Source organism: Sporolituus thermophilus DSM 23256, assembly GCF_900102435.1.
Taxonomy (GTDB): Bacteria; Bacillota; Negativicutes; order Sporomusales; family Thermosinaceae; genus Thermosinus; species Thermosinus thermophilus.
Genome location: NZ_FNBU01000019.1, coordinates 1 through 21,253, shown reverse-complemented (window position 1 = coordinate 21,253; position 21,253 = coordinate 1). Strand labels below are relative to the sequence as shown.

Annotated in this window: 20 protein-coding genes, 4 tRNA genes, 1 rRNA gene and 1 other RNA gene; 21 read left to right on the top strand and 5 right to left on the bottom strand. The window is 52.3% G+C overall.

The features are described 5' to 3' along the window. Positions 1-17: 17 nt before the first annotated feature. The 5 genes from BLQ99_RS11010 (at position 18) to BLQ99_RS10990 (ending at position 6,248) form a co-directional block, all read left to right on the top strand. Entirely contained in the window at positions 18-995 is a 978-nt protein-coding gene (locus BLQ99_RS11010; RefSeq protein WP_093690946.1) for a hydrogenase small subunit, read from the top strand. Beyond that, positions 995-2,398 (top strand): nickel-dependent hydrogenase large subunit, encoded by a 1,404-nt coding sequence (locus BLQ99_RS11005; protein WP_093690944.1) that lies wholly within the window; start codon positions 995-997, stop codon positions 2,396-2,398. The genes BLQ99_RS11010 and BLQ99_RS11005 overlap by 1 nt, the downstream gene beginning before the upstream one ends. A gap of 159 nt (positions 2,399-2,557) precedes the next feature. Beyond that, positions 2,558-2,848, top strand: a complete 291-nt coding sequence (locus tag BLQ99_RS11000) for a hypothetical protein (RefSeq protein ID WP_093690942.1) — start codon at positions 2,558-2,560, stop codon at positions 2,846-2,848. A 361-nt stretch (positions 2,849-3,209) separates the two neighbouring features. After that, a tRNA-Arg gene (locus BLQ99_RS10995) sits at positions 3,210-3,286 on the top strand. 244 nt (positions 3,287-3,530) lie between these two features. Continuing rightward, the gene (locus tag BLQ99_RS10990) at positions 3,531-6,248 is read left to right on the top strand and encodes a DUF1156 domain-containing protein (RefSeq protein ID WP_093690940.1); all 2,718 of its coding nucleotides are present in this window, start codon (positions 3,531-3,533) and stop codon (positions 6,246-6,248) included. Positions 6,249-6,319: 71 nt separating this feature from the next. On the opposite strand, the gene BLQ99_RS10985 is transcribed toward BLQ99_RS10990, so the two are convergent. Beyond that, positions 6,320-6,547: a hypothetical protein gene (locus tag BLQ99_RS10985; protein ID WP_093690938.1), complete on the bottom strand. Its 228-nt coding sequence runs from the start codon at positions 6,545-6,547 to the stop codon at positions 6,320-6,322. A gap of 353 nt (positions 6,548-6,900) precedes the next feature. Here BLQ99_RS10985 and gltS point away from each other — a divergent pair, with 353 nt between their 5' ends. Continuing rightward, the gene (gene gltS, locus BLQ99_RS10980) at positions 6,901-8,127 is read left to right on the top strand and encodes a sodium/glutamate symporter (RefSeq protein ID WP_093690936.1); all 1,227 of its coding nucleotides are present in this window, start codon (positions 6,901-6,903) and stop codon (positions 8,125-8,127) included. Positions 8,128-8,198: 71 nt separating this feature from the next. On the opposite strand, the gene BLQ99_RS10975 is transcribed toward gltS, so the two are convergent. Further along, positions 8,199-8,678, bottom strand: coding sequence for a hypothetical protein (locus BLQ99_RS10975; protein ID WP_093690934.1), 480 nt, complete (start codon positions 8,676-8,678; stop codon positions 8,199-8,201). Between the two features lie 371 nt (positions 8,679-9,049). Between BLQ99_RS10975 and BLQ99_RS10970 the strand changes: the two genes are divergently transcribed. From BLQ99_RS10970 to BLQ99_RS10950, 5 genes are all read left to right on the top strand, one after another. Next, positions 9,050-10,315 (top strand): Glu/Leu/Phe/Val family dehydrogenase, encoded by a 1,266-nt coding sequence (locus tag BLQ99_RS10970; RefSeq protein ID WP_093690932.1) that lies wholly within the window; start codon positions 9,050-9,052, stop codon positions 10,313-10,315. A 377-nt stretch (positions 10,316-10,692) separates the two neighbouring features. Next, on the top strand, positions 10,693-11,781 hold the full coding sequence (locus tag BLQ99_RS10965) for a type II asparaginase (protein WP_093690930.1): 1,089 nt from the start codon (positions 10,693-10,695) through the stop codon (positions 11,779-11,781). 274 nt (positions 11,782-12,055) lie between these two features. Then, positions 12,056-12,132, top strand: a tRNA-Arg gene (locus BLQ99_RS10960). Then, entirely contained in the window at positions 12,132-12,608 is a 477-nt protein-coding gene (gene tadA, locus BLQ99_RS10955; protein ID WP_425440877.1) for a tRNA adenosine(34) deaminase TadA, read from the top strand. Before BLQ99_RS10960 ends, tadA begins: the two co-directional genes overlap by 1 nt. Positions 12,609-12,615: 7 nt before the next feature. Beyond that, a tRNA-Ser gene (locus BLQ99_RS10950) sits at positions 12,616-12,706 on the top strand. Positions 12,707-12,780: 74 nt separating this feature from the next. On the opposite strand, the gene BLQ99_RS10945 is transcribed toward BLQ99_RS10950, so the two are convergent. After that, positions 12,781-13,140, bottom strand: a complete 360-nt coding sequence (locus BLQ99_RS10945) for a winged helix-turn-helix transcriptional regulator (RefSeq protein ID WP_093690926.1) — start codon at positions 13,138-13,140, stop codon at positions 12,781-12,783. 176 nt (positions 13,141-13,316) lie between these two features. Here BLQ99_RS10945 and BLQ99_RS10940 point away from each other — a divergent pair, with 176 nt between their 5' ends. Next, on the top strand, positions 13,317-13,952 hold the full coding sequence (locus BLQ99_RS10940) for a flavodoxin family protein (protein ID WP_093690925.1): 636 nt from the start codon (positions 13,317-13,319) through the stop codon (positions 13,950-13,952). Between the two features lie 67 nt (positions 13,953-14,019). On the opposite strand, the gene BLQ99_RS10935 is transcribed toward BLQ99_RS10940, so the two are convergent. Both BLQ99_RS10935 and BLQ99_RS10930 read right to left on the bottom strand, forming a co-directional pair. Beyond that, positions 14,020-14,562 carry a gamma carbonic anhydrase family protein gene (locus tag BLQ99_RS10935; RefSeq protein ID WP_093690923.1) on the bottom strand — a complete coding sequence of 181 codons (543 nt, stop codon included), beginning with the start codon at positions 14,560-14,562 and terminating at the stop codon, positions 14,020-14,022. 36 nt (positions 14,563-14,598) lie between these two features. After that, positions 14,599-15,540, bottom strand: a complete 942-nt coding sequence (locus BLQ99_RS10930) for a nitronate monooxygenase (RefSeq protein WP_093690921.1) — start codon at positions 15,538-15,540, stop codon at positions 14,599-14,601. A gap of 289 nt (positions 15,541-15,829) precedes the next feature. On the opposite strand from BLQ99_RS10930, the gene BLQ99_RS10925 reads away from it, so the two are divergent. The 9 genes from BLQ99_RS10925 to BLQ99_RS10885 form a co-directional block, all read left to right on the top strand. Beyond that, a tRNA-Ser gene (locus BLQ99_RS10925) sits at positions 15,830-15,921 on the top strand. A 17-nt stretch (positions 15,922-15,938) separates the two neighbouring features. Then, an RNA gene (gene ffs, locus BLQ99_RS10920) (signal recognition particle sRNA large type) lies at positions 15,939-16,142 on the top strand. Positions 16,143-16,215: 73 nt separating this feature from the next. Beyond that, positions 16,216-17,937, top strand: a complete 1,722-nt coding sequence (dnaX, locus tag BLQ99_RS10915) for a DNA polymerase III subunit gamma/tau (protein WP_093691015.1) — start codon at positions 16,216-16,218, stop codon at positions 17,935-17,937. Between the two features lie 2 nt (positions 17,938-17,939). Further along, entirely contained in the window at positions 17,940-18,266 is a 327-nt protein-coding gene (locus BLQ99_RS10910) for a YbaB/EbfC family nucleoid-associated protein (protein WP_093690919.1), read from the top strand. A 3-nt stretch (positions 18,267-18,269) separates the two neighbouring features. Beyond that, the gene (gene recR / locus BLQ99_RS10905; RefSeq protein ID WP_093690917.1) at positions 18,270-18,872 is read left to right on the top strand and encodes a recombination mediator RecR; all 603 of its coding nucleotides are present in this window, start codon (positions 18,270-18,272) and stop codon (positions 18,870-18,872) included. A 60-nt stretch (positions 18,873-18,932) separates the two neighbouring features. Then, on the top strand, positions 18,933-19,223 hold the full coding sequence (locus BLQ99_RS10900) for a DUF2508 family protein (protein ID WP_245690436.1): 291 nt from the start codon (positions 18,933-18,935) through the stop codon (positions 19,221-19,223). A 151-nt stretch (positions 19,224-19,374) separates the two neighbouring features. Beyond that, the gene (locus BLQ99_RS10895; RefSeq protein ID WP_093690915.1) at positions 19,375-19,665 is read left to right on the top strand and encodes a pro-sigmaK processing inhibitor BofA family protein; all 291 of its coding nucleotides are present in this window, start codon (positions 19,375-19,377) and stop codon (positions 19,663-19,665) included. A 129-nt stretch (positions 19,666-19,794) separates the two neighbouring features. Beyond that, positions 19,795-20,457, top strand: coding sequence for a hypothetical protein (locus tag BLQ99_RS10890; protein WP_093690913.1), 663 nt, complete (start codon positions 19,795-19,797; stop codon positions 20,455-20,457). A 419-nt stretch (positions 20,458-20,876) separates the two neighbouring features. Continuing rightward, positions 20,877-21,253, top strand: a 16S ribosomal RNA gene (locus BLQ99_RS10885); the annotation flags it as partial.

Here is a 21,253-nt window from a genome sequence, read left to right as displayed (position 1 = left end):
ACTCGGAGGGATAAAGGATGCGTAACTTAACCCGCCGTGACTTTCTGCGCCTTTGCGGGGCAACTGGCGCCGCACTGGGACTATCCAATGTCCTGCGCGCCGAAATTGTCGAGGCGTTCAGCGGCCCGGCCGCCGGGCACCCACCCTTAGTGTGGCTGCAGGGCGGATCATGCAGCGGCTGTTCGGTATCGCTTTTAAACAGCGTTGCGCCTGATATCGGCAAGGTACTAACCGATATTATCAGTTTGAATTTTCACCAGACCCTCATGGCCGCCGCCGGCGAGCCGGCCATGGCCGTATTGGATGAAGTCCGTGAACGTTATGCCGGTCAATATTATCTGGTTGTTGAAGGGGCGGTGCCGGTAGCCGCCGGCCGCCATGCCGCGACCTTGGGCGAACATAAAGGCCGGCCGGTGCCTTTTGCAGACTGGGTACGGAAAATGGCGGCTAAGGCCAAGGCCGTCATGGCCGTTGGCACTTGCGCCGCCTACGGGGGGATTCCCGCCGCCGGCATAAATCCGACGGCCAGCAAGGCCGTCAGCGCCGTTGTTCGCGGCACGCCACTCGTCAATGTGCCCGGTTGCCCCAGCCATCCGGACTGGGTGCTGGGAACGCTCCTTCACCTTATCCGGTACGGCATGCCCGAACTGGATAATTTGCAGCGGCCGCTCATGTTTTTTGGCAAGAGTATTCACGATATTTGCGAGCGCCGGCCGGACTTTGACCAAGGCCGGTTTGCGCAAAAGCTGTCCGAACCGGGATGCCTGTATAAGCTGGGGTGCAAAGGGCCAATGGCCTTTGGCGACTGCGCCGAACGGAAATTTAATAACGGGGCTAATTGGTGCGTTGGGGCCAACTCGCCTTGCCTGTCCTGCACCGGACCGGAATTCCCCGATGCGTCGGCGCCCTTCTTTGTGAAAATTAAAGAGTATGGGCCGGCCGGTACACCGTCGCCGCAGCCGCCCCACGCGAAAATCTTCGGGGGTGAACAATAATGCGCCGCATATCCATTGATCCGGTTACGCGCCTGGAAGGACACCTGAAGATCGAAGTCACCGTTGACGGCCGCCAAGTGACGGATGCGCATGCCGTCGGGACGCTGTACCGCGGCTTTGAGCCGATTTTAGCCGGCCGCGACCCCCGTGATGCCGTATTTTTGACGCAGCGCATCTGCGGCGTCTGCCCTGTCAGCCATGCCACGGCAGCCGCGCTGGCCCTTGATGATGTATCAGGCGCTGCCGTACCCCGCAACGGCCGCTTGCTCCGCAATCTCATCCTGGGCGGCAACTACCTACAATCCCACATTATTCACTTCTATCAGCTGTCGCTGCCCGACTATGTCCAGGGCCCGGATATCGCTCCCTTTACCCCGCGCTATAACGGCGACTTCCGCTTGAACAAGGAAACAAGCGACCGCCTGATGGGCCATTACTTTAAGGCGCTCGACATCCGCCGCAAATGCCATGAAATGGTGGCCCAGTTCAGCGGGAAAATGCCCCACCAGGCATCGATCATTGCCGGCGGCGTCACCCAGAATGCGACCAAAGAACGTATTGCCGCCTACCGCAAGCTGCTGGTCGAGGTTGCCGCTTTTATAAACAACGAATACCAGGAAGACGTGGGCGTTATCGCCGCCGCGTATAACGAGTACTTCAAACTGGGCCGCGGTCCTGCCAATTTCCTCGTCTACGGCGCCTTCCCGCTTGATGACGCCGGCCGGGAATTCTTATTTACTCCCGGAGCCTATATTAATGGCAAACTTGTCGCGCTGGACAAAGAAAAAATCACCGAGGACGTTTCCCATGCCTGGTATACTAGTGCCGGCGACGGCAACCCGTCAGATGCGGTTACCCAGGCCCAGTACGACAAAGCGGGCGCTTACAGTTGGGTTAAGGCGCCGCGCTATGACGGCACGGTTTGCGAAGTGGGGCCGCTCGCCCGCATGTGGACGAGCGGACGCTATACCAATGGCGTTTCGGTGATGGACCGGATCGTTGCCCGCATGCTGGAAGCCAAACTTGTCGCCCGAACGCTGCCGGCGTGGTTGGATGAACTGGAAATCGGCGCGCCGTGCGAGGCCGCCGTGGAAATACCGTACATGGGTGTCGGCGTCGGTCTTACTGAAGCGCCGCGGGGCGCGCTCGGCCACTGGGTGGTTATTAACAACCACCGCATCGAACGCTACCAGGCCGTGGTGCCAACCACCTGGAACGCCTCGCCCCGCGACAAGGCGGGCCAGCCAGGGCCGCTGGAGACAGCGCTGATCGGGCTACCCGTGCTTGATGCCGACAACCCGCTCGACGTTGTTCGTACCGTTCATTCCTTCGACCCCTGTTTAGCCTGTGCCGTACATGTTATAAAACCGTCAGGCCGGAAGGACCAATTCGAAGTCAAGTAAACAAAACGAAGCAGCCCGGGTTGGTTCTCTGGGCTGGGTTCATCTCGCGTTGCATAGCCCGCATTTTGGCAGGGGAAAATATAAAGTAGCAAGCAGGATTTTCGCGCTCCAAACCGTATATATGTAAAAGTTCTATTTTCTAAAGGCGAGGAGTTGCAAATGAGCGAAATATACCGCGTAGCCATTCACCATGCCAATGATAACGGATATATTGAATACGATCCGGCCACTAAGACCATAAAGGTAATTTTGGCTGACGACGGCAAGCGGCGGCAGGTAGAGGCCTTCCTGTCGACAAAGCATGTTATCCGGATGGCGCAGAAGACGCTGCGGGACTTTAAGGATGCGGTAGCCGTTCCTACGGAAAGTGTCGAACAATTGAAATTGGCCCTGACCCGGCTGTGGGAGCATACCGGCGTGTATGTGGACTGGAGCCGGCCGTTGGCATAGTGCCAGCCTTATTTCGCCCGACCATTGTTGGTTGGGCTTTTTTGCTTTAGGTGCTAGGCTGTGGATACATCAAAAATTATCCACAGAATTATTCACAAAAAGGCAACAAATGTGGATAAAAAGGGAACGGGTTCAGGTGATAGGGCTATAACGGGCAGCCAATAACCCCAAACAAATAGCGGTAACCTGTGGATAAAGATGGGGAGTAAAGTGATAACTAACGAGAAAAATGCAGCGTCTGTGCGGGTTTGTCCTTGTGGAAATTGTGGATAAAAATTCTGTCCGAAAAAATTTGACACCGTCAACGTATTATGCTATAATGCTTTTTGTCGGTGAGGCAAGAAGCCGACCTAATGAATGTCTGCCCGTAGCTCAGCTGGATAGAGCGTTTGACTACGAATCAAAAGGTCAGAGGTTCGAATCCTCTCGGGCAGGCCATTTTTCGAACCGATAACACAGGCTTTTATCAGGCCTGTGTTTTTTGTTATAACAGGATAGTGGAAAGTGGCACCACTTTCCGATTGCCACTTTCCAGGGTAGTACGCGAAGTTGTGAAAAGTATTTTTCTTTTTTGGCGCGACATGCGTCGCATCCGGTATAAGCGGTATAATTAAAAAGAGAACTGCTGGAAAGACAAATTGCCGCAGCTTGGCGCGGCAAGAAAAACGGCAGGAGGCATAGCGTGGCATATAAAAAGAAGCTGATTGAAGTGGCGCTGCCGCTGGAAGTCATTAACGACGCCTCGGCGCGGGAAAAGTCTATCCGTCAGGGCCACCCGTCGACGCTCCATTTATGGTGGTCCCGCAAGCCGCTCGCGGTGTGCCGGGCGGTACTGTTTGCCTCGCTGGTAGACGATCCCTCCAGCCACCCGGAACAGTTTCCTGACGAAAAAGCACAGGCGCAGGAGCGGCAGCGCCTGTTTGCCATTCTCGGCGACCTGGTAAAGTGGGAAAATAGCGGTAATGAGCAAGTTTTAGAAATGGCCCGCGCGGAAATATTGAAATCAACCGGCGGCGAACCGCCGCCGGTATACGATCCTTTTTGCGGCGGCGGCTCTATCCCGCTGGAAGCGCAGCGACTGGGGCTTTGCGCGCGGGGAAGCGATTTAAATCCGGTAGCGGTGCTGATTACCAAGGCCTTAATCGAATTACCGGCTAAATTCGCGGGCCGTCCGCCGGTCAACCCGGCAGCCCGGGGGGAAATTGGCCAAAACAATGGTTGGCAAGGGGCGGCCGGCCTGGCCGCCGACGTCCGTTACTATGGCCGGTGGCTGCGGGACGAAGCGGAAAAACGGTTAGGCCGCCTGTATCCTAAAGTGACGCTGCCGGCCGCGGGTGGCGAAGGGACGGTGATTGCCTGGCTGTGGGTGCGGACGGTTAAGTGTCCTAATCCGGCTTGCGGGTGTGATATGCCGCTCGCCAGCAAATTTACGCTGTCGGCCAAAAAGGGCCGGGAAGTTTGGGTTGAACCGCAAGTTGACCGGGCCAAAGGGCAAGTTAGTTTTGTTGTGCGGACAGGACCGGGCCAACCGCCTGCCGGGACGGTTGACCGGCGCGGCGCCAAATGCATTTGTTGCGGTACGCCGGTCCCCTTGGATTATATCAGGGAACTAGGCCAGCAAGGCCGCATCGGCGGCGCCGTCATCGCTCAGGTGGTAGCAGGCAAGGAAGGCAAGATGTATGTTTCGCCCGGTGAGAATAACGAGCCCATGCCTACGTCCGACTTTTTAACCGACTTAGCTGCAGCGCGAATTTCGGGCTATTTTAATCCGCCCAACTATGGTTACGCTTCTATCGGCGCGCTGTACAACCCGCGCCAGCGCTATGCACTGGCGACCTTTGCCGGGTTGGTAAAGGAAGCCAAAGCGCAATGTTTGCAGGATGGCGGCGATGAGGAGTACGCCGCAGCGGTAGCGACCTATCTTGCCCTGGCGGTAGGGCGTCTGGCCAACCGGCTCAGTTCGTTCGCGATCTGGAATATCCATCGGGAAACCATCGAACAGACCTTTTCCGAACAAGGGGTGGCCATGGCTTGGGACTATGCCGAAGCCAATCCGTTCAGCGGCTCAACAGGAAGTTGGGAAGGTTCGCTGGAATGGATTCCCAAATGTCTGGAGCTGTTGCCGGGAGAAGGATATGGTACGGCTGAACAAAAAGATGCAGCCGCGGCCTGGGGCGATACGGGCAAGTGGCTGATTTCCACCGATCCGCCATACTACAGCAGTATTACTTATGCCGATTTCGCCGACTTTTTCTACGGCGTGTTACGCCAGGCGCTGAAAGAGGATTATCCGGAGCTGTTTGCCACGGTGGCCACGCCGAAAGCGGCGGAGATAGTGGCGGCACGGCACCGGTTTGACGGGGACAGGGTGCGGGCCAGTGAACACTTCCGCGGACAGCTGGAAAGGGCGGTAAAGAATATCTATGCAGCAATGAACGACGATTATCCGGCGACGATTTATTATGCCTTCAAAGAGCAAGAAGTAGCGGAAAAGGACGAGGGGTATTATACCGCCTGGGAAAGCATCTTGGGGGTACTGATTGGCGCCGGGCTGCAGATTGTTTGTACCTGGCCGCTGCGGACAGAACGGGTTTCGGGCCGAAAAACGACCAAAAACGCGTTGGCTTCATCCATCGTATTAGTATGCCGCAAAAGAGCGTCTGACGCCCCGGTGGCAACACGGCGGGAATTCGTAGCGGCTGTCAAAAGAGGACTGCCGGCCGCGCTCAAGGGTTTGGCACAAAGCAACATACCGCCGGTAGACCTGGCGCAGGCGGCAATAGGACCTGGTATGGCCATCTTTTCCCAATACCGCCAGGTGTATGAAGCCGATGGCGAACCGATGTCGGTGCGGACGGCGCTGCAGATTGTCAATCAGGAGCTTGATGCCTATCTTGCGGCCCAGGAAGGCATGCTGGACGAAGATACCCGTTTCTGCCTCGCCTGGTTCGAACAGTTCGGCTTAAGCGAAGCGCCGTTCGGCGTGGCCGATGTCTTGGCCCGCGCCAAGAATACGTCGGTAGAAAGGCTGGTGAGTGACGGTGTGCTGGCGGCGGCGAAAGGCAAGGTCAGGTTGCTGAAGTGGGAAGAGCTGGCCGATGGTTGGCAGCCCGGGTATGAAGGCCGGATAACTGTCTGGCGTTTTACCCAGCAGATCACTAACGCGCTGCTGGGCGCAGGTGGCGAAGACGCCGCCGCCCGGCTGGTCTACTTTCTTGGCGGCGCGAGAGCGGAACAGGCCAAGGCGCTGGCTTACCGCCTCTACGCGATTTGCGAGCGCAAAGGATGGTCTGAAGCGGGACTGGCCTACAATTCGCTGGTCGTATCCTGGCCGGCGATCCAGCAGAAGGTGGTGAATTTGGCCGCGAAGCTTTCTGTTCAGGGTGAATTGGCCTTTTAGAAAACAATGGCTCTGAGGATTGGCCTCAGAGCTTGCGGGAACAAATCCGGTGGGGGCAAGTGGACCAAAAGTTAGTTGACATAGGTTAAAATAATACGGACATTTTTGGTGTTGGCCAGCATTTTGACTGCGTTCTGATAGGAGCTGCTGGCAAAGCAGGCGGGATTGGCGATCCGGATGGTTACCGCGTCGTAACTGTCGCGGACGATTGTCCAGCCGTTGCCACGAATGATCTTGTTTTTATTGTCACTGGCCACATTGTTCTTCTTTTTGCGGGCTAAACTTGCTTTGGTATTCATTTTGCTCACTCTCCTGACAGTTGAGTCTATTAAGGAAGGCGCTTTAAATCCGTTGTTGCGGGATTAAAGCGCCTTTGCTTTCTCTTGATTATTTACACATATCTTAACATATCAGCCGAAACAATAGCAATTGTTTCATTAATAGTATTCTGTATACATACAATGGTTTAATAGAAACAAACTATTTGTTATATTAGTAACATACTTAATTTTCAGTTTTTACCGCAAGATTTTTTGTTGTCTTTTGTAGTTTCTTGTAGACATATAAATACAATAATAAAAGGTATCATGCTTGGCCGCATGGTTCTGTTCAATAAATAATTAGTGGGACAAAATAAAAAGGGGGGGACCTCATGGAAACCAAAGTTGTAAATGGACTTCTAATTCTAAAACTAAATATGATTCAAACAGTAGCACTGGCAATCATTGTTTACTACCTTGGCGCGACTATCCGGCGGCGTATTCCCCTACTGATGCGGTTCAGCATTCCTGCTCCTGTTGTCGGCGGCCTGCTCTTTGCCAGTCTGGCCACTTTCCTGCGGACCCAGGGTATACTGGGATTTGAGCTTGACAGCACCATGCAAACGGCTCTCATGATCATGTTCTTTACCACCATCGGTATGGGCGCCAGCGTTATGCTGCTCAAACGCGGCGGGCTGCCGCTGATAATCTTTTTTGTTTTAGCTGTTGTGCTTGCCGTACTCCAGAATGTTATCGGCATTGTCCTGGCGAAAGCCACAGGCATCCATCCGCTGTTTGGCATAATTGGCGGTGCGGTAACCCTGATGGGTGGTCTGGGTACCGGCGGCGCTTTCGGTCCGCTGTTTGAAAGCTGGGGGGTTACCGGCGCGACTACGGCCGCCATTGCCTGCGCCACGTTCGGTATGGTAGCCGGCAGCCTCATGGGCGGTCCGTTTGGTGAAACCTTGATTAAGAAGTACAACATTGCTACTCCTGCGCAGCAAGGCATCCGCGTTGACGCCGCCGCAACGGCTGTTCAGGAAACTGAGAATACCGTTGATGGCGCTACGCTGATGAAAGCTCTTGGCTTCATCCTCGCGGCAATGGGGATTGGTTCGATCGTAAGTTTCTACCTCAACAAGGCCGGCATTACGTTGCCTGCGTATATCGGCGCCATGATCGTGGCGGCGGTCATCCGCAATATTGGCGATATCAGTAAAAGTTATGAGATTAACGAAGGTGCTGTGGAAATCATTTCCGACATTTCTCTTGCCGTGTATCTCACGATGGCCATTAACGGTTTGAAACTATGGGAGCTTATCAATCTTGCTCTCCCGCTGACCATTATCTTGATTGGCCAGTGCATCCTGATGCTGCTGTTCTGCTGGCTGTTGGTATACTTCATTATGGGCCGTGACTACGAGGCAGTGCAGCTGTCGGTCGGCATGGTCGGCTTTGGCATGGGTGCGACGCCTAATGCCCTGGTCAATATGGCCGCCCTCAGCGAAAAATACGGTCCGGCGCCCAAAGCCTTCCTCATAGTACCGCTCATTGGCGCGTTCCTCATTGACTTTGCCAATGCATTGATTATAACCGGTATGGGCAATATGTTCCGCTAAAAACGGAACATAAATATAAAGACAGAGTCAAGCTGCTACGCGCCTTGACTCTGTCTTTTTGTCAGTCGGGGTCAGTAACCGTAATCGATACGATACCATATATCGTTTATTTTTTCCCATTCCTGGACATGGGTAGATTTATTCACTCCGATAACAGGGTGCTCCAAGATAAGTTCCAGATGTGCCTTGCCTTTGTTGCCGGCCAGCTCGACTTCGACAATGCGCACTTCCATGCGGTAGGTGTGCTGCGGGTCGCGGAGGTTGCGGAATTCAATCAGGCTGGGCTTGGGAACGTCTTTGAAATAGCTGAGGTGGTACATCGCTTCATAATTGCGGTCGAGAAAAGCTTTGCGGTATGCCTCTACCCGGGAATAGAGGGCCTGGTAATCAAGTTCCTGCAGGGTCGCCTTGACCTGGATATTATTGATTAGCTGGGCTTTTAAATACAGGTCCAGTTTATTCTGGCAGTAGCCGGCAAACAAAACGGATAAGCCGATTACTGCCACCGGCAGCCACCAGATGAACCGCTGAATAACGGGCAGGCTGGTCAAAATGCATCCCTCCCGGTTGATAAAATATGGGCTGGTTATTTTGTCTATCCTTTTAACGATCCCGGTTCACCCCGGGCGTCGCCGGGTTGGTGACTCTATTGCTATATTATTCCACCGATTGCCAATAATTCCTGCCGGAATGTTTACAAGGTTTACAGTCGTCCTGCCAGCAAAAAGCCGGCCTGTCCTTTTGACAAGGACAATGGCACGCAGAATAATTAGATTTTTCAGAGATTAACATGTGTAACTTTAAAACTTTTTCTGTTGTTTTTTGTAGGCTTGATAGTATCATTAAGCAATGAACAGAAACATTGCGGCCAAGTGAGAAAAATGTTTTTTCTCAACAAAATCTTCTCAAGAGGTGTTATAGAGTGGAGCAAAAACAACATCTTAATCCTCTGGAAGTGGCGCAGCAGCAGCTGGAAACTGCCGCCAACCACTTAAAGCTTGACCCGCGTATCCATGCTATTCTCAGAGAGCCGAAGCGCTTTTTCGAAGTATCCATACCGGTGCGTATGGACGACGGTAGTGTCCGCGTTTTTAAAGGCTACCGTTCGCAGCACTGCGATGCCATCGGGCCGACCAAAGGCGGTATCCGTTTCCATCCCGACGTTACTCCCGACGAAGTTAAAGCATTGTCTATTTGGATGACTTTCAAATGTGGCGTCATCGGCCTGCCCTACGGCGGTGGCAAAGGCGGCGTTGTTTGCAATCCGCAGGAATTGTCGCAGGATGAATTAGAGCGGCTTAGCCGCGGCTATATCCGGGCTATTGCCCAATTTGTGGGCGCAGATAAGGACATTCCGGCCCCTGACGTAAATACCAACCCCCAGATTATGGCCTGGATGGTTGACGAATACAATGAAATCAAAGGACACAGCGAGCCTGGGATGATTACCGGCAAACCCATCATCATCGGCGGTTCTCTCGGGCGTGGCGCCGCTACCGGCCGGGGCGTTTCAATCGCTACCCGTGAAGCGGCCAAGAAGGTGGGGCTTGACCTGAAAGGGGCGAAAGTTGCTGTTCAGGGTTACGGCAACGTAGGCAGCCACGCCGCCAAGTTTTTGCATGAAATGGGTTGCAAAATCGTTGCGGTAAGCGATGTCAAAGGCGGTATTTACGCTGAAAATGGCCTGGACCTTGCTGCCGTCGACGCTCAGCTTAAGCAAACCGGCAGCGTTGTCGGCACTCCCGGCACTGTCGCCGTTACTAACAAGGAGCTGCTGGAACTTCCGTGCGATATTCTTGTGCCGGCCGCGCTGGAAAACCAAATTACCGCAGAAAATGCTGCAAATCTTAAGTGTAAAATCGTGGTCGAAGGTGCCAATGGCCCGACCACGCCGGAAGCGGACAAAATCCTTGCTGACCGCGGCGTGCTTGTGGTGCCCGACATTTTTGCCAATGCCGGCGGTGTGACCGTATCTTACTTTGAATGGGTGCAAAACCTTTCCAACTTCTACTGGACCGAGGAAGAAGTCAACGAGCGCCTGGAGCGCATGATGGTAAAAGCATTCAATGAAATTTGGGATATGTACCAAAAGCATCCTGTTGATATGAGAACAGCCAGCTACATGGTATCCATCAACCGCATCGCCGAGGCGATCAGAGCCAAGGGCTGGGTACCCATGGTAGGTTAATAGTTTTATTTTTTGGCGTCTGCGCCGGCATTTGCCGGCGCTTTTTTGATGCGTCCAGCATGGGCAACTGGTTGAAGGCGTTAGGTCAGAAAGTATTTATAGGCGTGGTTAAGGTATAGATGTAAGCTTTATACAAAACAGTCGGATAATTGTTGATTTTATAAAAAAATATACGCTATTAGTGCATTTATAAAGGACAATTATCATTTGTGTTTCTGGGAAAAAAGGCTTCAAATGTGGCTAAACGGGCCAATTTTGAAGAAGCGACAGATTTATTTATGGAATTTTATGAAAATTGAACTTTGCTTTTATTGTGGTACAAGTTTTATAATAAAATTGTATCCAAAATCTGGTACATAACTGAAAGGAGAGACAAAATGGGCAAAAAGGTTCTGAGGATTACCGCGCTAATCTGTTTGCTTGTTTTTATCTTGACCTTACAGACAGGGATGGTTGTAGCTGCGCCGACCGCCAAACTGCCAAATATCAAGATACTGGCGACTGGTGGGACAATTGCTGGCGCTGGTGTATCCAGTACGCAGACCGTCGGCTATAAGGCTGCGGTTACGCCGGTTGACGCTTTAATTAACAATGTTCCAGAATTAAAAAAGATTGCTAATGTTTCTGGTGAACAGATTTCGCAGATTGCCAGCGAAAACATGACGAATGAGATATGGCTCAAATTGGCCAAAAGGGTTAATGAACTACTTAGTACTGACGATGTAGACGGTATTGTTATTACACACGGGACGGATACTTTGGAAGAAACTGCTTATTTTTTAAACTTAGTAGTGAAAAGCAGAAAGCCAGTAGTGCTGGTGGGGGCTATGCGGCCAGCTACGTCGATGAGTGCCGATGGCCCGATGAACCTGTACCGTGCCGTTGTTTTAGCAGGTAGCAAGGAAGCCATTGGTAAAGGCGTCTTGGTAATGTTGAACGACCAGATCAGCAGTGCCCGGGATGTTACCAAGACTAATACTTCCAATTTGGATACCTTCCGGGCGCCGGAACTTGGATTTTTAGGGTACATCCAAAATGAAACCGTTTCTTTCTATCGTCAACCGACACGTAAACATACCGTTGATACTGAGTTTGATGTTATGAACTTGACTGAGCTGCCCCGGGTCGATATTGTGTATGGGTATGCCAACAACACCCGTGTAATGCTTGATGCGGCAGTTGCTGCCGGGGCGAAGGGCATTGTTCATGCCGGGACCGGAAATGGAAGTATTAATGTTAATGTTAAGCCGGCCATTGAAGATGCTCTGAAAAAAGGTGTTGTCATAGTGAGGAGTTCCCGGGTAGGCAATGGTATTGTTACCCGCAATGGTGAATTTGATGATGATAAGTATAACACCGTAGTCAGTGATACGCTGAATCCGCAAAAGGCTCGCGTGCTGCTAATGTTGGCCCTTACGAAGACAACCGATCCCCAAGAAATTCAACGGATGTTCTGGGAATACTAATCGCGATAAACCCTGGATACAGTTAAATCGTATCCAGGGTTTTTACTATGAAAATTGAAACTTAAAATGTTTAGACATTACAGCCGTGAAGACATTCGTTTTTAGGCATAGAAAGGCCTGCAATCTTGCCAGTAGCGTCATACTGGTAACACTTTTAGGTGGTTAGTCTTGACACCAGGTTTACGTTAATGCTATAATCTTTAAGCAGTGTGGCTGACAGTGTTTTGCAGGAAGCTACAAAAATTCAGTTAATTTTTACAAAACCTAAATTTATGCGCCCGTAGCTCAGGTGGATAGAGCAGCGGTTTCCTAAACCGCGTGTCGGACGTTCGAGTCGTCTCGGGCGCACCATGATGACGCGCGTGGTGACGGGGACGATGGACGATTACGACTACATGGGAATAGCCCTGGAAGAGGCGCGGAAAGCCTATGCTATTGGCGAAGTGCCAATTGGCGCCGTGCTGGTTATGGACGGGGCGGTAGTCGCGAGGGCCCACAACCGCCGGGAGACATGGCATGATGCTACGGCTCATGCCGAGATTATCGTCATCCAGCAAGCCTGTAAGCTTCTTGGGCGATGGCGGTTGACCGGAGCTACGCTTTATGTTACTATAGAACCGTGCCCAATGTGCGCCGGGGCCTTGGTTAACAGTCGGATTGACCGGCTGGTTTATGGCAGTCCTGATTATAAGGCTGGAGCGGTTGAGTCATTGTTTAATATTGTCCAGCATCCGGCATTAAATCATCGACTGGAGGTAACGGCGGGCGTAAGGGCCGATGAGTGCGCTGAAATAATGCGGGACTTTTTCCGCCAGCGCCGCAAATAAATACAATGGAGAGGTGTCCGAGTTGGTCGAAGGAGCCTGACTCGAAATCAGGTAGGCTCGTAAGGGTCTCGTGGGTTCGAATCCCACCCTCTCCGCCAAGAAAAAATTAAGCCTTCCAGGGGTTAGTCCTGGGAGGCTTTTTTGCTTAAAGGATTTAACGGGTGTCCGCTCGCTAGCGTTCCTGATTTGTGTGTTTGTGAAGCTTTTTCGTTTGCGCGATATAGTCTTCGCCCCAAATCTGCAAAGCATCCAATACCTTAAATAAACTAAGGCCAAGCGGGGTTAGGCGGTATTCGACACGGGGCGGTATTTCTGGGTACGATACGCGTTCGACAAGGCCGTCATTTTCCAGTTCGCGCAGTTTTTCTGTAAGGACTTTTTCGCTAATACCGGGAAGTTTGCGTTGGAGTTCGAGAAAACGGTAAGATTGATCGTTCAGATGACAGATAATTACTGCTTTCCATTTTCCCTTGATTAGGCTGACGGCATAGTCGAGACTGCAGATATAATTTTGGTTGTTGATTACAAGCATAAACGTATTCCTTCCTTGTCACTAGTTCCGAGCGCTGGCGTTCCTTACCTTGCGGTGAGTATAATTACTTAAAAGTGCGTACTTGTGCAGATGTTTTTATAAATATATATTATTATTTGCCGGGGAAGAAAATCCTGTGTTCAGGATTTGGCAAAACGCATTTTGGGAGGGTGAGTATGAAAGTAGTTGCTTTTAACGGCAGCCCGCGGGCAAACGGCAATACTGCCTATGCGCTAAACGTTGTCGGCGAAGAGTTGAAAACGGAAGGAATAGAATTTGAGGTGATTCATGTCGGCAACAAAACCATAAGAGGCTGCATTGCCTGTATGGGGTGCATCAAAAACCAAAATGAACGCTGTGTCATCGCGAATGACGAAGTAAATGACTGGATTCAAAAGATGAAAGAAGCTGATGGAATATTGCTGGGATCTCCGGTATATTATGCGGGAATTCCGGGAACGATGAAGTCTTTCCTGGACAGGGCTTTTTTCGTCACGTCGGTCAACCAGTCGATGCTGCGGCATAAAGTTGGCGCGACGGTTGCCGTGGTCCGCCGGTCGGGCGGTGTCGCAACGTTCGACGCGCTTAATCACTATATTATGTATTCGGAGATGATCGTGCCGACATCGAACTATTGGAACGTGACCCATGGCCGCGACGCTGGTGAAGCGGTGAAAGACGAGGAAGGGAACCAGATTTTGCGTATTCTGGGCAAAAATATGGCATGGTTGTTAAAAGTACTGGCAGCCGGCAAGCAACAGGTAGACCCTGTGCCGCCGGAAGCCAAAATACTAACCAATTTTATCCGCTGAGAAAGCTACCACCTAAAAAATAAGTAATAAAGCCTTCCCGAGGATAACTCGGAGAAGGCTTTATTCGTTAAACGATCTTTTCGCCGTTATAGCGCTCGCCGCCAGCGTCGGGTAGGAGCCCATACCGCTCGGTCCAGAGCGTCTTATATTTGACTGCTTGGGCATGAATACTATTCCATTCGTCGGGCACTTGTTTAATGACTTTGCCAGGCACCCCGACGACAAGTGAGTGCGGCGGGATTACTTGTCCTTCCCTGACTAAAGCGCCAGCAGCGATGATGCTGCCTTTGCCGATTACCGCTTTATTCAGCACGATGGCGCCCATGCCGATCAAGCAATGATCTTCAATTGTTGCGCCGTGAATGATGCAGCCGTGGCCGACTGTTACATAGTCGCCAATAATTGTCGGGCAGTCATCGGCAACATGGACGACGCTATTATCCTGGATGTTGGTATAACGCCCGATTTCAATGCAGTTGACGTCGCCGCGGACTACGGTATTAAACCATACGCTGCTATATTCTTTCATAGTAACCTTGCCGATAACTTTGGCGCCGTCGGCTACGAAAGTTTCGCGAGCCCTGACTGGCTCTATACCTTCAAATTTCATAGCTGGTTCCCCCTGGTTTATAAAAATATATGGTCATTACTTGACCAAATTGCCGGCGTTTGACAGGGTGCGAATGGTTTCGGCCATTAGTTCTTCGATAACTTGTTTAACGGGTTTTATGTCTTTTAGCCTATTAAGGCTTTGCCCTACCTGAACTAATCCAGTTTCGACGTCGCCGTCGACCGCCGCCAACCGGTTTGTGCCGGTCGCCAAGGCATCAAGCTCATCTTGGGGAGCGCCGCTCCGTTCAAGTTCTAAATATTTATCGGTAAATTTGCTTTTCAACCCCCTTACTCCGTGGCCGCGCGAATAGCCGGTTACTACCGAGTCGGTGTCTTCGGCCTCAATAATCCGCTGCTTGGCTTTAGGGTGAAGCGTACATTCTTCGGTTAAGAGAAAGCGAGACCCCATTTGCACGCCGGAAGCGCCCATTAATAACGCTGCAGCGATACCTCTGCCGTCGACAATACCGCCAGCAGCTATGACCGGGACGGATATTTCGGGGATAACGTTAGTTAGTAAAGCCATGGTGGTCATTGTCCCGATATGTCCGCCGGCCTCCATGCCTTCGATGACAATAGCGTCGGCGCCGGCCGCTTCAACCCGTTTGGCCAGTTTCACGTTGGGAACAACCGGTATAACCTTTATTCCGGCTTGATGAAATTTAGCAAAGTATGGTATAGGATTACCCGCTCCTAGCGTGACAAAGGCCACTTTTTCTTCGCAGAGCACATCGACGATTTCGTCTTTGTTCGGCGCCATCAGCATTACATTGACGCCGAATGGCTTATTAGTTAATGTTTTGGCCTTGCGAATTTCAGCACGCACCCAATCGGTAGCCCGGCCGCCACTGGCAATAATGCCTGCGCCGCCGGCATTAGACACGGCAGTTGCAAGGTTGGCTTCCGAGATCCAAGCCATTCCGCCCTGAATGATTGGGTAAGTTATACCAAGCAATTTCGTCAGTTTTGTTTCCAAAAAAATCAGCTCCTCGGTTATTTACTCTGTATCTTATAAGTATAAATAACTCTTTAATTATAGTCTATCCCAAAATGCTGTTACACGAATACATGCGCTGTATGTTTAATAAACCCAGATACCTACCACCGCCTGAATATGAGGCGCAGAAAATATTGACAAGCCGTGCTTGAGAGCGTATACTTAATTACGCGGTTTGGCGCAAAGGGATTGTGTTTGGTAAAAAGTAACGCTTTGTGCACCTTGTCAAAAGGCTTAAATTCATATATAATAAATTAATGTCAGACCCGGAGAGGTGTCCGAGTGGTCGAAGGAGCGCGACTGGAAATCGCGTGCACTGCCAAAACGGTGCCGAGGGTTCGAATCCCTCTCTCTCCGCCATATATTAATAACCACAGCCGTGCTGCATCAGTACGCGGCTTTTCGTTTTTAAGGTCGGACTACGGTAAGCCCGCATTGGGTCTTACGCAATAGGAACTCATGAACCCCGCCAGGTCCGGAAGGAAGCAACGGTAAGTGACAATTCCTATGTGCCGTAAGGTAGCCTGATGCGGATACTGCCGTAGCCCGACGTTGAAAACGGATCGCCTGTTGCAGCGCGGTTTTTATGTTTTATGTTCCAAACAGGAAATAATAATGGCAATGTGGAATAAAGCTGTAAGGGGGTGCTGAATGATGGCCTACCTGGCCTTGTACCGTCAGTGGCGGCCACAGGATTTCGACAGTCTTGTGGGCCAGGATCATATCCGTACTACGCTCAAGAATGCCATTACTGCCGGAAAAATCGCCCACGCCTATTTGTTCGCCGGGCCCCGGGGGACAGGCAAGACCAGTACGGCCAAGATTTTGGCCAAGGCGCTCAACTGCCTTCATGGTCCGACCCCTAATCCCTGCAACCATTGCCCCCACTGCGACCGCATTAACAGCGGCGCTTCTATGGACGTGTTTGAAATTGACGCCGCCTCCAATCGCGGTATTGATGAAATCCGCGACTTGCGGGAAACGGTTAAGTTTGCCCCTGTTGACGGCCGCTACAAAGTATATATCATCGACGAAGTGCATATGTTGACCACGGAGGCGTTCAACGCCCTCCTGAAAACGCTGGAGGAGCCGCCGGCTCATGTGGTATTTATCCTCGCTACGACTGAGCCGCACAAAATTCCCGCCACCATTCATTCGCGCTGTCAGCGCTATGACTTTCGGCGCATTGGCGTAAAGGAGATTGAAGGGCGGCTGGCCGAGGTCGCGGCGAAAAATAATTTGAATATTACGCCTGATGCGTTAAAATTGATTGCTGTCCATGCTGACGGCGGCATGCGGGACGCGCTGAGCATCCTTGACCAGTGCACCGCTCTGGACGACGGTACGGTGACAGTGGCGCATGTTCGTCAACTGTTGGGTCTTATTGGCCACGAAGGGATTTGGCGTATAACCGCCGCGCTGGCCAATCGCGATAGCGCGGCCGTATTACTGGCGCTGGATGAACTGGTCGCCCTCGGCAAGGATGTGCGGCAACTGCTGTTAGAACTCGCCCAACACCTCCGCAGCCTGATGTTGTTTAAGGCGGCGCCTGATGTGGAAACAATTGACATGTACTCGGCCGATCGGCAAGTTTTGGCTGAGCAGAGCGCGAAATTTTCCCATGCGGAACTGGTGCGAATGCTCCAGGCGCTGCAGGAGGCGGCCAATGAAGCGCGATGGGCGGCGGAGCCGCGCATCACGGCTGAGATGACTTTGCTTTCCCTCTGCCGCCGCGTAGCCGACAGCGACTGGGCCGCCTTAGCCGAGCGCGTGGCCGCGCTGGAGGCCCGCTTACTGGCGGGAGCAGCCGTAACTGACCAGGGCCGGCTTAATCATTTGCCCGCAGCGGACGGTGCCGCAGTATCGGCGAGCCGGCCCCCGACCCCGTCAGTAAAGGCGGCAGGGCCACTGGTAGCGCCCCAACCGGCGGCAACGGCTTCCCCGACTCCGGCCGAACCGGCTGCCTCTCCGGGAGGCCCGCCGGTCCGCTCCGCGCCCGGCGACCTCCGGGAAGTGTGGGCGGCTGTATTAAAAGAGCTGGTTGCCGGCGGCAAGCGCTCCGTTCATGCTTGTGTGGCCCAGGGCCAACTGGTGGCGCTGAATGAGCAGCAGGCGACGGTACAGTTTACCGCTAATTTCCCCAAAGAGCGCACGGAGAAAGAAGACTACCGCACGATCGTCGAGAATGTGCTGGCGCAAGTAGTGGGTCGGCCGCTGCGTCTTTACTGTATACTTGGGACCGCGGCGCCGACACGCCCCCGTGAACCGGCCGCACCGGCAAACGGAGCCGGCGAGGAGGACCATCCGGTATTGCGCCAGGCAATTAAGATGTTTGGCGGAAAAGTCATAAAACAAGAGAACCGCAAGGAGGAGTAACAATGTTTGGGAATATGGGTAACATGGCCGGGATGATGAAGAAAGTCCAAAAACTGCAGGCCGACATGGCCAAACTACAGGAAGAACTCAAACAACGCACCCTGGAGGCAACGGCCGGCGGCGGGGCCGTAACCGTCGTAATTACCGGTGAAAAGCAAATTAAGTCCATCAAAATTGCGCCATCGGCGGTTGACCCCGATGACGTCGAGATGCTGGAAGATCTCGTTGTTGCAGCTGTCAATGAGGCGATCAAGAAAGTCGACGATATGATGGCGCAGGAAATGAGCAAACTAACGGGCGGGCTCAATCTGCCGCCGGGGCTGCTATAGTCCATGCAAGTTTCCTATATCGCGCCGCTCGCCAAGCTGATCGAACAGTTCCGCCGCCTGCCGGGCATCGGTCCCAAATCAGCTGCCCGGTTGGCCTATCACGTTCTGGAGATGGACAAAGATGAAGCACAGGCGCTGGCGCAGGCCATCCTGGATGCCAAAGAGAAGGTTGGCTACTGTTCGGTCTGTTTTAATCTTACCGACTGTGACCCCTGCCGGGTCTGCCAGGCCGAGGGGCGCGACCGGACCGTGATCTGTGTTGTGGAAGACCCGCGCGATGTTGCGGCCATGGAGCGAACCCGCGAGTACCGCGGTCTTTACCATGTCCTGCACGGCGTCCTGTCGCCCCTGGACGGCATTGGCCCGGACCAGTTGCGCTTGGCCGAACTTTTAGAGCGGCTCCGCCAGGGTGACGTTCGCGAAGTAATTATGGCCACCAACCCCAATGTGGAGGGCGAGGCGACCGCCATGTATATTGCCCGCTTGCTTAAGCCCTTGGGCGTCAAAGTGACTCGTATCGCCCATGGCCTGCCGGTTGGCGGCGACTTAGAATACGCCGACGAAGTAACCCTGTCAAAAGCGTTGGAAAACCGCCGCGAACTCTAGCGCTTTTGTTTAGAAGTCTCACCTTTTGGCAATAATAGGTACCAAGAGGGGGGATGGGGCTTGCAAAACCTATGGCAAAACCTTATCAAGGGCGCTCGAGAACGCAGCCGGGCGATTACCGCTGACCTGCTGGCGGCCGAAAAACCGGAGCCCAAACCGCTGCCGCCCTTGCCGGACGTGGTGGAACAGGCCCGGCAGGAATGGCTGAGCGCTCAGAACTATTACAATAATGTATCTGACAGCGATTTGGTTGATCATGCCGTTTACCTGATGCAGGCCGCGGAGAAAAAGTATATGTATTTGCTTAAGCTGGCCCGCAAGGAAGGAATTACGCACTCGCCCTATTCGTAAATCACTGCCGGCGCCGCATTTTGCGGGGCTGGCAGTATTTTTTTGGCATATAGCCGCTCTTGTCCTTATATATTGTAAATAAGGGCATGACACAACGGGTAGTCTCATTTACAATAAGAATTAAGAATTAGAAGGGAAGAGGAGAACGAATATGCCAAACTGGTTAAGCTTTAGCAGCGATTTTAATGTCATTCTGGCATACATATTCGGGATTATCCTGATTATCCTGGTGGCGCGCGTGCTTTTAATGCCGCTCAGGTTGATTTTTCGGTTGGTATATAACGCGCTGATCGGCGGGATTATGCTGTGGATACTGAATTTTATCGGCGGCCATATCGGCTTTACCATCGCTATTAACCCCATTACCGCCTTAATCGCCGGTTTTTTGGGACTGCCGGGAGTGATTTTACTGATCTTATTTAAAATCTTTATTGCCGGGTAGTCGCTTTCCCTTGGCTATTATTCGCCCGGTTCTGTTATAATGGGGATGGGTGGCGTAGGGCGCCTGTACCCGGCCTGCCGGAGGGGCGGGCCAGACCTTCGATTTTTGTAGGACAAGGAGTCGGATGAAATGGAACCGATTATTGAAGCTTATGTAGGGGAATATGCCAGCGGTAAAAGCGAAAACGCCGTTAACCGCGCTATCCATCTGTGTCGTCAGGGATTGCCGGTGACGCTGGTTGACCTGGATACCGTCGAGCCGTGCTACACTATTCGGCCGATCAAAAAAGAACTCGAAGCGATGGGAATGGACGTGGTCGCCTGGGAAACCCGCGATACCGTAGGCTTGGGGGAGGCGGGCAATGTAATTAAGGGTTCCATGCGCTGGGTGCTTAAGCGACCGGGCAACATCATTCTTGATGTAGGTTACGGTGTTCACGGCGCCCGGATTTTCAACCTGATTGAAGGGGCCTTTGAAAACCCGTACCTCAAAATTATTGCCGTTATCAATATGTCGCGTCCTTTTACCTCGACGGTGGACAACATCCTGGACTATGTAGCCACCCTTGGCCGTGTGGATGCACTCCTTAACAATACCCATATGGCGGAAGAAACGACGGTGGAAATCGTGCAAAAAGGGGCGCAGGGGGTAACGGAGGCGGCCAAACGGCTAGGGCTGCCGGTCGTCGCTACTTCGGCGGTAAGAGCCATTGCCGAGCAAATTGGCGATTATGACTGCATGGGCAATCCGGTGCGCGCCCTAGAGCGGATTATGCCGCGTACCTTCTGGTAAAACGAGTACAGTAACGGGTCTACTAGGTAGACCCTGCTTTTTTTCGCCAAAGAAGTTTTAATGTGTATAATTTAGCATATCTAAGTATATATTAGAAAAGGTGGGCATAGACTCAAAATTCAGCGTGATATACCGGGTAGATCAGGTTTATGCCCGTTGTTTTCCACCAACCTGCATGGTATAGTATTAAACATCGCCGCTAGAGCGGACGACAAAAATTAACAAAAAAAGATGTTGACACGGCGCACGAGTTGTGTTAACATAAGTAACTGTCGTCGCCCCTGATGGCGGCGCACCGTGTTCCTTGAAAACTGAACAATGTAAGAATAAACGCCAGATGTGCGGCGCTTCTTAAAAAAAGAAGCGCAAATAATTCCGGTTTTGTAAAAACGAGCCTTGACAGGCTCCAATAGATAAATTTATTGGAGAGTTTGATCCTGGCTCAGGACGAACGCTGGCGGCGTGCCTAACACATGCAAGTCGAACGGACTGATGTTCAACACCGAGCATTTTAGGGTGTTGAAGACGACGGCAGCGCATAAGCTGCGAAGCAGCTTTACGCGTTAAAAAAAGTGCCAACACAACACCTTAGAGTCATCGGTGTTGAACATCAGTCAGTGGCGAACGGGTGAGTAACGCGTAGACAACCTGCCTTCTAGATGGGGATAACACCGCGAAAGTGGTGCTAATACCGAATGTGTCAACCTGGGCGCATGCCCGGGTTGAGAAAGGTGGCCTCTGGAAACAAGCTACCGCTAGAAGATGGGTCTGCGTCTGATTAGCTAGTTGGTAGGGT